Genomic DNA, 12,602 nt, shown 5'->3' on the forward strand with positions numbered 1-12,602 from the left:
CTATGTTCTGGGAAAAAGGTTAAGGTCAAAGAACGCATGCACTCATTAATGAAAAGCGAGGCGGATATCGATGAGCGAATTGAAAAGTGATTTCCTGTACAGTGAAGAGCACGAATGGGTGCAAACCTTAGGGGAGGATACTGTACGTATTGGCATTACCGAGTTCGCGCAGCATCAGCTGGGTGACATTGTGTTTGTGGAATTGCCTGACCTTGAATCCAGTGTAAAAGCAGAAGACAGCATTGGAACGATCGAATCGGTCAAAACGGTTTCGGACTTGTTTTCTCCTGTCACTGGTTCAATCATTGCAGTGAATGATTCGTTACAGGACTCACCTGAGCTTGTGAACAGCTCTCCTTACGAGGAAGGCTGGATGATTGAGATCCGCGTTGAGGGAGATCTGACAGCAGCATTGTCTACATTGATGAATGCAGACGCGTATCGTAAACATACGGAAGAATAGTATCAACGAACTTGTACTTATTAACATACATTTTATAACAAAATGAGATGTGCTTCATCTTGTTTCAACCTGTGTGAGCCTGAGGGCTTGCACAGGTTTTTTTGTGCTTTCCGAGGATGGTTTCCAATGCAGATTGAAGCAGATTATGGATGTGAATCGCCTGATTGGAACAAGCTATAGGAGCGAAATTGATTTTGGAAATGATAAAAGTCATAGGCGATAAAAGCCTTGTGTACCAATGGGTTCAGCTAATATGCATAGATTAAAACGATTACATAACCTAATGTTGTCATCATTGTTCATGACGAAAGTACGCTTTCATTTGATTGAACAGGAAAGCATTCTCGCTTAGGATTACAGCAGGGGAGAACTGATACCGTTCTCATAATCATAATGACTCGATCCAAGGAGGATAATACAATGAGTAATTTGGACCAATCGTCCAATTCCAAAGGTGGACTACGGGTAGGTGTGCAGCGTTTTGGCCGATTCCTGAGTGGTATGGTCATGCCGAATATGGGTGCATTCATCGCCTGGGGATTAATTACGGCTCTGTTCATTCCAACAGGCTGGTTCCCTAACGAGACGCTTGCACAGCTAGTCGATCCGATGATCAAATATTTGCTGCCACTGTTAATCGGTTACACCGGAGGTACGATGGTGCATGGCCAGCGTGGTGGTGTTGTGGGTGCCATTATGACCATTGGGGTCATCGTGGGTAGTGATATTCCGATGTTCCTCGGGGCCATGATCGCCGGACCACTGGCAGCATGGATCATCAAAAAATTCGATAAATCGATCGAAGGTAAAATTAGAGCCGGATTTGAAATGCTGGTTAACAACTTCTCAGCTGGTATTATTGGCGGAATCTTGGGGGTTTTTGCGCTACTGGGCATCGGGCCTGCTGTAGAAGCGATTAGCAAAGTATTGTCTGCTGGGGTACAAGGCTTAATGAATTTGGGCTTGTTACCGCTGGTCAACCTGATTATTGAACCGGGTAAAGTATTGTTCCTGAACAATGCGATCAACCATGGAATCCTCACACCGATTGCAACAGATCAAGCGAGAGAATTAGGGCAATCCGTATTATACATGCTTGAATCGAACCCAGGTCCGGGACTTGGTATCTTGCTTGCTTATTGCTTCTTCGGACGCGGAATGGCCAAATCATCTGCACCAGGAGCCGTTATCATTCATTTCTTCGGGGGAATTCATGAGATCTACTTCCCTTACATTCTGATGAGACCGATTCTGATTCTTGCCGCAATTGCGGGTGGCGTCGCAGGTACATTAACATTCATGCTTACCGGAGCAGGACTTGTTTCAGCACCATCGCCGGGTAGTATTATCGCGTATTCCCTCTTAACACCAAAAGGTGGATACCTGCCGATGCTCGCAGGAGTGCTTGTGGCAGCAGTCGTTTCCTTCCTGGTGGCAGCAGTGTTGCTGAAAACAGGTAAACAAAAAGACGAAGATCTGGAGTCTGCATCCAGTCGGATGAAAGACTTGAAGAGCCAAGGAAACGTGCCAAACGCTGGCATTACGGCTAACCAACGTGAAGCAGACAGAGCCGCGGATATGGCTTCTTCTACAGTGAAAACAGACGTGAAGAAAATCGTCTTCTCCTGTGATGCAGGTATGGGATCGAGTGCCATGGGCGCTTCCATTCTACGCAAGAAGATGAAAGCAGAGGGGATTGATGTTACGGTGACCAACACGGCCATCAGTGATATCCCGCCGGATGCAGACGTGGTGATCACACAACAAGTATTAACCGATCGTGCCCGCTCTGTTGCACCGAATGCAGAACATATATCCATCGACAACTTCCTAAAAAGCCCGGAATACGATGCGCTCGTTGAACGTCTGAAGTAATTGCACGCATTCGTTTTCCCTGAGCCGGAGGCTGAGATATGAGTATTACCAAAAGACAACGTGAAATCGTGGAGTTTCTGCTAGAGCATCCACATGAAGTAACAGCCGGCGAAATCGCCGTTGAAGTAAAGGTCAGTACCCGAACGGTTCACCGGGAGCTTCAAATGATTGAACAATGGCTTGAACCGTTGGGCATGAAGCTGGAAAAAAAATCAGGAACCGGTATCCGAATCGATGCCGGTTCCGATGATCTGGCTGTATTGCGCCAGCAATTGGAGGGTAAAGAATATGTAGAGTTTACGCCGGAAGAGCGTAAGCTCTTCATGCTTTGCATCCTGCTGGATGAACCGGAGCCTGTAAAGTTGCTTGCCCTGGCTTCCGATCTGAAAGTGACCGTATCCACCGTAACCACTGATCTGGACGATCTGGAGTCACGGATTCGTCAGGCGGGACTAAAGCTGGTTCGCAGACGTGGATATGGCGTCAAGATTAACGGAAGTGAGACGATTCATCGCACAGCCATAGCTGCACTTGCTCTCGAATTTTTGGATGAGTCGGACCTATTCGGAAGACAGCCAGAACAGGGAGGCTCCATCGTAAACCAAAAATTGTTGGATATGATTGGACACGGTGATGTGCTTACGGTCGAAAATGCATTATGGCAACCAGACATCGAATGGCTGGAGAACATCCCGGAACGCCAATACATGAAGTTGCTGATTCAATTATCCGTAGCGGTTGTACGTATTCGTAAAGGCTTTGGCATTGGCCGTATACCTCCCCTGGAGAACAATGGAGATGAAGTCGCAGAGCAGGATGAGATGAAGGTTCCACCTTATATGGCTTCCCGCTTGTGTGGTGTGTTATCGACCCAGCTGGGGCTGACATTCTCCCAAGATGAGCAAGCTTATTTTCACAGACTATTAGTTGAGACAGAGCAGCGGATTCATTCTTCGCGGCTGTTGCCAATAGATGATTTGATTTTACTGGACAGGGTACATTCACTGATTGATCAGATGCAGGCGAGAACGCATTACGCCTTTCATGAGGATCGTTTGCTTCGTGAAGGTCTACTTGGTCATATGCAACCTGTAATGGAGCGAATTGAAGGACAACAGATGATTCGTAATCCGCTACTGCAGCAGATTCGCAAGGATTATGATTCACTCTTCGAAGAGGTCAAAAAATCTGTGGAGCAAGCTTGGCCAGGCACAGACGTTCCGGATGAGGAAATTGGTTTTTTGGTCATGCATTTTGGAGCTTCCATTGAGAGGTTACGTGCATTAAAACGGGAGATCAGGGCCATCATCGTGTGTACAAGCGGAATTGGCTCATCACGTATGCTCTCCAGCCGATTGTCCAAGGAGATTCCCGAGATTCGGATTATGGATAGCGTGTCCTGGTATGAAGCTGCCCGGATACCTACCGATCAATATGATCTGGTGTTATCCACTGTCGATCTGCCGATGGATGAACATCAGTATTACAAAGTGAGTCCACTGCTTACGGCGGAAGAGAGCGAGCGCCTGCGTCATTTTATTAAAACCACAACGCTACAACAGCAACATCACAAGCCCCGTGAAACAGAGGTTCAGACAACGAGTCGTTACTCGGACCCTGACGGAATGGAAGCTACACTGATTGAAATCGTTCGAATTATTGGCAAGTTTCAGGTGTACCCGCTGGATAACCAAGATATCGGTTTCTATGAAACCGTGTATACGATGTGCAACGTACTTCATGGATCTGGTGTATTGAAGGAACCGGAGGAGATCGCAAAACGGTTGGAGGCACGTGAGGCAGTGGGCAGTCAGAAGATTCCCGGCACAAGACTTGCACTGTTTCATACACGCAGTGAGGGGATCTACAGGCCATCTATCAGTCTGTTTCAGCTCACGGAGCCACTCCTTCGTACGCCGGATGACCCGGCAGGAGTTACCCATGTTCTTTTGATGCTCGGTCCCCGAGAATTATCCAAGGAAAGTTTGGAGGTTCTCAGTGAGATCAGCGCCCTGTTATTGCAGGAAGAGATGATTACATTGCTTGAAAAGGGAATCAGAGATGAGCTCATTCATTACCTGTCCCAGGAACTGGTTGGATTTTATCGCAGTAAAACCGAAATTGGAGGTCAACAATTATGAGTATGTTAACAACAGATAAAGTCATCATGAATGCGACGGCTCAGGACAAATATGAAGCGATTCGTATGGCAGGACAGATTCTGAAAGATGCGGGACATATTACCGTTGACTACATTGAAAAGATGATTGAACGTGAAGAGATTGTCTCGACCTATGTAGGGAACGGACTTGCGATCCCGCACGGTACGAAGGAATCCAAAGCTTTCATTTTATCCACAGGTATCTCTGTCATTCAGTATCCACAGGGTGTTGATTTTGGCGAAGAAAAAGCCTATATGGTGATTGGTATCGCGGCTCAAGGCGGGGAACATATGGAGATCCTGACTAGTATCGCGGTGATCTGTGCTGAAGATGAGAATATGGAGGCCCTGCGTCTGGCTAAAACTGCTGAAGAAGTTATTGCTATTCTGGAAAGTGAAATGGAGCTATGAAGGCCCTACACTTTGGCGCAGGTAACATTGGACGCGGTTTTATCGGGTTGATTCTCTCCCGTGCAGGGTATGAGGTGATTTTCTCCGACGTGAATCAGACCTTGGTAACAGCTCTCCAGCAACGGGGACAATATACGGTGGAACTGGCCAACGAGAGCAAGGATCAGGAGACCGTCACAGGTGTGAATGCAATTGATGGAACCCAGCTGGAGACGGTTGCCCAAACTGTGGTGGAAGCTGATCTGATTACAACCGCAGTGGGCGTCGGCGTACTGAAGCATATTGCACCAGGCATTGCGAAGGGACTTGAGAAAAGGCTAAATTCCGGTCCTGCTCAAAACCCTCTTCACATTATCGCTTGCGAGAACGCCATTGGAGCCAGTACGCAATTGAAAGAGCATGTATATGCTCTGCTCAATGAAGAGGTACGTTCCCTTGCAGATCAGTACATTTATTTTCCTGATTCGGCGGTAGACCGGATTGTACCTATTCAGCATCATGAAGATCCTCTACATGTACAGGTTGAGCCTTTTTACGAGTGGGTGGTGGATCGTTCCCAGATGGCTCCTGCATTCAAACCGGTTGAGGGCATCGTATATGTCGATGATCTGGAGCCGTATATCGAACGGAAGCTGTTCACGGTTAATACAGGACACTGCGTTGCTGCATACATCGGTAATGTGCATGGGTATAACACGATCCAGAAGGCTATTGCCGATGAAAAGGTGAAATCTATTGTATATGGTGCCTTGCAGGAAACCGGGGAAGTTCTGGTGAAACGGTTTGCATTCAACCCAGAAGAGCATGAGCAGTATATTGTCAAAATATTGGGACGGTTCGTCAACCCGTATCTCACCGATGAGGTTACTCGTGTTGGTCGTTCCCCGCTGCGGAAGCTGTCTCCGAATGATCGTCTGGTTCGCCCGGCCCTTCAGGCCTATGCGGATGGAACCGAAACGACTTATCTGGCTATGGGTATGGCAGCAGCCTGCAAGTTCGATGTCTCCGATGATCCGGAAGCAGTTGAACTGCAGGACATGATCCGCCAGAAGGGGATTACAGCTGCGCTCCACCATTATACGTCCATGGATGAGCATCATCCGGTGCTTGAACAGGCTGTTGCCCAGTATAACCAAATGTAAGAGCAGTGTAGCCAGTTAACAGTATAGATAATGCATAGAAGAAGAGCCATACAGTCGTTAACTGTGTGGCTCTTCTTTTGGTTGGCTTTTATCGGCATAGTCGTCCAAACAGCGTTGACATATGCACGATTTTCGGCGCTGCTCTGCCGGAATACGGTCAAATACACCTTCGGGGAAAGTAGCCCGGTTACACCAGCATTCCGAATGAGGATGTCCTGCGGCATAGGAACAGCGATTAGCTTCCCCGCATAATGGGCAGACAAGAACATCGATATGGATGTGCTCTTGATCGTCTTGTTCTGCAGACATTCAGTTCTTCCCTCCCTGTGGAATAGCTACGAGCTGAAGTTGAACATACTGGTCCCAGTATAACAGAAATGTGCTGGTGATTATGAAATTCACTGTGTATATATGACTTCCAGTTCACCACATCTGTTTCTCCCATCGGCTATTCTTCAGGCGGTAATTCGATCTGTAGGCCTTCCACATGTTTGCGTCCCATCAACTTACGCTTCTTTCGATTTTCCTTTGTTTCTAGCACAATTTCCAAGTCATAATCGTCACCTGGATAAAGCTCATTGGCAGATATATGAAGAGTCAGGCGTTTCTTATGGATTTTGACTTTGCGTCCCCGGAGCATGACCCCGATATTTCCACGGCTATCCTCCACATCACAGACGATACCCGACTGATTGAGATAGGCTGCATATACCCGATCCCCTTTGCGAAAATTTTTGGCAGGAGCAGGGGGATCTGACTCTCTTGGTGTTGTCTTTTGGTGGAGACCGATTGAATCTTTTGGTTGCTTCCACTTCTCCCACTTGGACAACTCTGCTGGGCCGTCTGATACTGTAACGGAACGATCAGGCGCCAGGACCGGAGTTTCCAAAGGAGATGACGTGAACCCTAAAGTACGATCTCTCGAAATACTTTGATCGGACAGGGACTTGGAGCGCGCGATAATTCGCTGTGGCATGCCCAGCTTCAATGCAATGGAATAGGCGTAACTTTCACCAGCTTCTCCGATACGCAATCGATACAGCGGCTGGAGAGAAACGGTGTCAAATTCCATACGGGCATTTTCGAATCCTGGCGTGGCAGCTGCAAAATGTTTGATTTCACCAAAATGCGTTGTCGCCACAACGGTTGCTCCGCGGCTATGAAGTTCCTCCAGCATGGCGATGGACAGTCCGACGCCTTCACCGGGATCTGTACCGGAAGCCATCTCATCAATGAGCACCAGCGTCGATGGATTGGCCTGTTCCAGTATGCCAATCATATTGCGAATATGTGCGGAAAATGTACTGAGCGCTTGTTCCAGACTCTGCCCGTCACCGATATCAACCGCTACTTCGTTATAAACAGCCATCTCGCCACCTTCCACTACCGGAATAAGCAAACCGGATTGCATCATCAGGGTTAGCAAACCTAGCGTTTTGAGTGCGACCGTTTTACCACCGGTATTCGGGCCAGTAATAATGAGCGACGAATACGTTCTGCCGATTGCAAAATCAAGTGGAACCATGGAAGAACCCATGAATGGATGACGTGCACGTTGAAGGCTGATGTGGCCTTGCGTATTGACTCGAACGGTACGTCCATCCATGGTGGCCGCATATTTGGCTTTGGCAAACAGGAAATCCAGCACACCTACCGTTTCGGTGTTCAGGGCGATTTCACGGCTATACGATTCGGTTAGGGAGGTTAAATCACCGAGAATTTTCATCTCCTCTCGGGACTCCTCGGCTTGTAGAGCAGCCAATTCCATCTGCAGACTTACTAATTCAACGGGTTCAATATACACGGTTTGCCCGCTCCCCGATTCATCCAGCACACTGCCTTTCACCTGTTTACGGAACTCTTTCTTAATGGGAAGAACCGTTCTTCCTCCGCGTTGACTGATGACATGTTCCTGCATAATGGAGCGATGTTTGCTCACCAGAGAATCAAGCTTTCGTTTCATACGCTCCTCATTCACGGTCATTTTTTTACGAATTCGAATCAGTTCCTTGCTCGCCTGATCCTGAATGCGTCCACTATGGATGCAACGCTCGATCTCACTCAGCAAAGGTTCGATTAGAATCATGGATGCTGCATAACGACTGACGGTGGGAGCGGCCCCGGATTTGCCCTCCATGTATTTCATGAGTTGTGCGCAGCTCCGCAGGAATTGAGCGAGATGACTGAAGTCGCGTTCACTGAATAGATAACCGGTGACGAGCAGATCCATAATGGTCTCCATTCCATCCAGTGAAGGGAGGGGGATGCTGGCGCCAAAACGAATCAACGCAGCGGCTTCCGCTGTTTCTTCCAGGCGAATCTGGATCAGGTGAGCATCTACCATCGGTTTTAGTTCTCTGGCATAACGTTTGCCCAGATATGACAGGGCGCAGTCTGCAACGTTTTTTTGAATTTGTGGATAGCCCAAACTGTTTAAAGTGTTTTCATTCATGCGTAATCTCTCCTTGGATTCGAATTGGCATTTCAGTTGATGCGCTAAAACATATTCCTGGAAAACGCAAAAAGGGCGGAGAATGAACAAACGTCATTCTCCGCCCTAAACGTATGGGAAAGCAAAGTCCACTAAAGGTCTATATTAAAAAAATCCGCGCTGAACACAGCGCGGAAATAGACCCGGACAATGACAATCCCGGAGGCGATTTATGATATCCGCTGTTCTTAACTAAGTACAGGGATCTGGCGCATCATGAAATACACGTATGCCATAACGGCACAAGCGCAATGAAAGGCCAAACTCCTGAATATGAAACTTGGTTAGTTAAGAACATTCACCGACATTAAAAATCTCTCCTTTGATTGAGGAATATGCAACCAATATAAACTGGAAATTGGTTTGAAGTCAACCTTTAGAATAAATAAGTGGACTTGAATAAGAATGGGTTTTAAAATAACAATAGTAAAATAATCCAATGAAAGCGATTTTATAAGAAGGAGGATGCTCTTCTTGCCTAAGTATTTACTGCGTTTGCTCTGCTTTACCCTGATCCTCGGAGCCCTTCCGGTCATTGTTATTGGTTCCGTCTCGTATACGATTGCATCACGTGACATTGAGCAGAAGGTGCGCGAGAGCAATCTTCAGATATTGCATCAGACCCAAATGCGGGTAGAACAAGTTCTGCGCAGCCTGCAATTATCATCCATCCAGTATGTCAATTCGCCCTTGGTACTACAAGCGATGAAGAAACCACTGGACAGCAGCGAGTTTCAGGAGATTCGTGATCTGACTTCCGGCTTTAACAACTTGCAAGCGGTTACGAACATTGACCAAGCCTATCTGGTTAATCTGGATGAAGATTGGGTCGTGTCGATGCGTTCTTTTGGAAAATTGGATGATTTCAGCATTCGAGACCGGATTGGCTCCTATCTAACCTATACCAACAGCCTGTTCTGGGTCACTCAGAATGCGAGTTCCGCCAAAGAAAGTGTACCTGTGTCAGCAGGCATGGGTGAATTAACACCCGAACAAGCGCCTACACTTATTTCATCCGATAATGTGGTCAGTATGGTGTTCAAGATTCCAATGGTACCGACGAATGTGAAACCCAAAGGCTTTCTGGTCATCGATATTGCTGACGCGGAGCTTAGTACATTTCTGAGTCGCAATTCGAATTCCGGGGACTTGTACGTTCTGGACCGGGAACAGAAATATTTTTTGAATGATACCCAGCAAGGGGCGAAATATGACACTTTAAATAAAGAAATCCACGAGATCGTCCAGACGACGGGGGAGCCAGAGGGTTTCTTTAGTGCGGAGGTGGAAGGTAACCAAGTAGCAGTCAGCTACAGACAGTCTCCGCTCAATGGCTGGTTGTATGTGTCCGTCGTATCTCTAGGACAGATCACGGCTCAGTCGCAGAAAATTGCATTGGTAACCGGCGTCGCTACGCTGGTCATGTTATGTGTAACGGGACTGGTCGCCATATACGGCAGTCGGCGGATGTACTCACCGATCTCCAGATTGCTACAGTTTACGAAAGGGCTGGATGCTCCAGTTGCTCCGTCTGGGCGGCGTCAGGATGAATTTATCTATATCGAGGAGCAGCTGTCAACGTTGTTCAGTTCGGAGAAAACGATGCGTGAGCAGATGAAGGGGCAGCATGTGCACCTCCAGGAGTTTTTTATGACCAAACTGCTAACAGGCAAAATCTCGGAAGAGGATTTCAGATATCAGGGAGAATTGTACGATTTTCCGACAGGGTGGGCGAATCTTGGTGTTCTCATGCTCCAGATGGATACGTTGGAAGGGACTCGATATGAGGAACAGGATCGGGATCTGCTGCTGTTTGCTGTCAACAATATGGTAGGTGAGCTTCTTCCTTCGGCAGTTCGGTTCACTCCCGTCATGCTAGATGATGCTCAGGTCACCGTACTTGCCTCCGAACTGACGGATGAGGTGAAGCTGAAGGAATGGATGCATACCCAGGCAGACTGGATCCGCGAACGTGTCGTGACCTATCTGAATCTGCCCGTAAGTATCGGCATCAGTCGTTCTTACACTTGTATTGGTGATACGCCAAGAGCGGTTCAGGAGAGCCGAGAGGCTCTGCAAGGCCGGGTGAGTCTGGGGAGCCGTATTATTTTGCATTACGAGGATATTCAGCCACGTGGTCAGATGGAGGCCGCGTTGTACACCCAGTTACGCATGATTGAGGACCAGCTCGCTTCTGCGCTCAAGCAAGGAGATGAAGAGAAGACAGACGCCTACTTTAAGCAATATTTGGGATTGCTTGCAGACAAGAAGCTTCATTTCAGTGAATATCCTGTCATTATGGTTCAGTTATTGTCTCGTGTATATCAGCTTGTGCAGGAGCAAGGCGGAGATGTAGCCGAAGTACTGGGAGAAAAAGCATCCATGTCACATTTGCTGAAGTTGTCCACATTGGACGAAATGACCAATTGGTTCCGCAAGCGGTTGTTCCTGCCCGTTATCCGTTTCTGGCGAGAACAGGAAGAATCCCAATACATGAACATTGCAAGGCGCATGATTCGCTTGATCGAGGAACGTTATGATCGTGAATTGTCGCTGGAAGCCTGCGCCGCTGAGCTTAATTTTCACCCTGTCTATCTAAGTCGGGTATTCAAGAAGGAAGCCGGAGTTAATTTTACGGAATATCTGGCAGAGTATCGTATGGAAAAAGCCAAGACCTGGCTGCAGACGACAAATCTGAAAATATCGGAGATCGCTGAGAAATTAAACTATACCAATCCAACCGCATTTATCCGTACATTTCGCAAAATCACAGGAACGACCCCCGGCAAGTACCGGGAGCAGCAGCGATAAAACAAGCCTGCTCTGCCCGCCATGGCAGGCGGGCTTTTTCATGTCCAGATGGAGGAAGAAGACTGCTTTTCTCCATAAAGTTAAGACAGGAACATGGAGGTTGAAAGCAGTTCATTGCTCCTTTAAATTCTGTGATGAAAATGCGCTAAACCCTTGCTGCATAAGGGGAAACAAAAGGCTAAAACGAGACGATAGCCAGTCATTCGTTTATCCTCCACAATGAAGACATGAATTCAGGAAGTGATATTTTGTAATCGTTTCCAATGTGGGGAGGAAGACAATATGAAAGCCGAAACGGCGGCTCGAACACGGCCCGCTACCCGCAGTGACAAAAACCTGCTGTGGAGAGACATTATCAAAAACCGGTGGCTGTATATCATGTTAATACCGGGTGTGCTTTACTTTGTTATTTTCAAATACATACCCATGTATGGTATCACGATGGCTTTCCAGGATTACACGCCTTACAAGGGCATCTTGGGAAGTGACTGGGTAGGGTTCAAACATTTCCAGCGTTTCTTTGGAGAACCGCAGTTCTGGACATTATTTCGGAATACGTTTTTGCTTGCCATTTATAACATTGTGTTCTTTTTCCCACTGCCGATTGTACTGGCACTCATGATGAATGAAGTTCGTCGTGAACGGTTCAAACGATTTGTACAGACGCTCGTCTATGTTCCACACTTTGTTTCCTGGGTTGTTGTTGTCGGTGTGTTCTACATGCTGTTCACAACCGAGGGCGGTGCCATTAATGAATTGCTCTATAACCTGACTGGACAAAAAGTGGCGTTCCTGCTTGAACCCGGATGGTTCCGAACGATGATTGTCGGACAATCCATCTGGAAAGAAGTCGGTTGGGGCACAATTATCTTCCTGGCGGCGCTCTCCGGTGTGGATACACAGCTCTATGAAGCTGCACGGATTGATGGTGCCAATCGCTGGCGCCAAACCTGGCACATTACGTTGCCGGCCATCCGCAGTACGATCGTCATTTTGCTCATTTTGCGTCTGGGCAATTTCCTGGATACAGGCTTTGAACAGATCTTCCTGATGCTGACTCCGACGAACCGGGATGTGGGCGAGGTATTCGATACCTACGTGTACACGAAGGGTCTTACCCAGGCACAGTACAGTTATAGTGCTGCTGTCGGGTTGTTCAAATCGGTTGTCGGGCTGGCGCTTGTCCTTGGTGCCAATACGCTGGCCAAAAAATTCGGGGAGGAAGGCGTCTACTAACCCTCGGGTGCA

The 12,602-nt window shown here is 47.7% G+C and carries 9 protein-coding genes; 7 read left to right on the plus strand and 2 right to left on the minus strand.

Annotated elements, in window-relative coordinates:
- Nucleotides 1–70: 70 nt before the first annotated feature.
- The 5 genes from gcvH to HF638_RS20765 all read left to right on the plus strand — a co-directional run bounded on the left by gcvH (nt 71) and on the right by HF638_RS20765 (nt 6,052).
- Nucleotides 71–463 carry a glycine cleavage system protein GcvH gene (gene gcvH, locus HF638_RS20745; RefSeq protein WP_169481862.1) on the plus strand — a complete coding sequence of 131 codons (393 nt, stop codon included), beginning with the start codon at nt 71–73 and terminating at the stop codon, nt 461–463.
- A gap of 420 nt (nt 464–883) precedes the next feature.
- Nucleotides 884–2,338 carry a PTS mannitol transporter subunit IIBC gene (locus tag HF638_RS20750; protein ID WP_169481863.1) on the plus strand — a complete coding sequence of 485 codons (1,455 nt, stop codon included), beginning with the start codon at nt 884–886 and terminating at the stop codon, nt 2,336–2,338.
- 38 nt (nt 2,339–2,376) lie between these two features.
- Complete coding sequence (locus HF638_RS20755) at nt 2,377–4,479, plus strand: BglG family transcription antiterminator (RefSeq protein ID WP_169481864.1); 2,103 nt, start codon at nt 2,377–2,379, stop codon at nt 4,477–4,479.
- The gene (locus HF638_RS20760; protein ID WP_169481865.1) at nt 4,476–4,910 is read left to right on the plus strand and encodes a PTS mannitol transporter subunit IIA; all 435 of its coding nucleotides are present in this window, start codon (nt 4,476–4,478) and stop codon (nt 4,908–4,910) included. The genes HF638_RS20755 and HF638_RS20760 overlap by 4 nt, the downstream gene beginning before the upstream one ends.
- Nucleotides 4,907–6,052: a mannitol-1-phosphate 5-dehydrogenase gene (locus HF638_RS20765; RefSeq protein ID WP_169481866.1), complete on the plus strand. Its 1,146-nt coding sequence runs from the start codon at nt 4,907–4,909 to the stop codon at nt 6,050–6,052. The genes HF638_RS20760 and HF638_RS20765 overlap by 4 nt, the downstream gene beginning before the upstream one ends.
- Before the next feature lie 57 nt (nt 6,053–6,109).
- Here HF638_RS20765 and HF638_RS20770 read toward each other — a convergent pair whose 3' ends face one another.
- Nucleotides 6,110–6,361 carry a cysteine-rich CWC family protein gene (locus HF638_RS20770; protein WP_169481867.1) on the minus strand — a complete coding sequence of 84 codons (252 nt, stop codon included), beginning with the start codon at nt 6,359–6,361 and terminating at the stop codon, nt 6,110–6,112.
- Between the two features lie 139 nt (nt 6,362–6,500).
- Nucleotides 6,501–8,504, minus strand: coding sequence for an endonuclease MutS2 (locus HF638_RS20775; protein WP_169481868.1), 2,004 nt, complete (start codon nt 8,502–8,504; stop codon nt 6,501–6,503).
- 513 nt (nt 8,505–9,017) lie between these two features.
- Between HF638_RS20775 and HF638_RS20780 the strand changes: the two genes are divergently transcribed.
- Together HF638_RS20780 and HF638_RS20785 are read left to right on the plus strand one after the other, a co-directional pair.
- Complete coding sequence (locus HF638_RS20780) at nt 9,018–11,354, plus strand: AraC family transcriptional regulator (RefSeq protein ID WP_169481869.1); 2,337 nt, start codon at nt 9,018–9,020, stop codon at nt 11,352–11,354.
- Between the two features lie 282 nt (nt 11,355–11,636).
- Nucleotides 11,637–12,590, plus strand: a complete 954-nt coding sequence (locus tag HF638_RS20785; RefSeq protein ID WP_017686861.1) for an ABC transporter permease — start codon at nt 11,637–11,639, stop codon at nt 12,588–12,590.
- The last annotated feature ends 12 nt before the right edge of the window (nt 12,591–12,602 follow it).

Origin of the sequence: Paenibacillus sp. SZ31, from assembly GCF_012912005.1 — a bacterium.
GTDB lineage: Bacteria > Bacillota > Bacilli > Paenibacillales > Paenibacillaceae > Paenibacillus.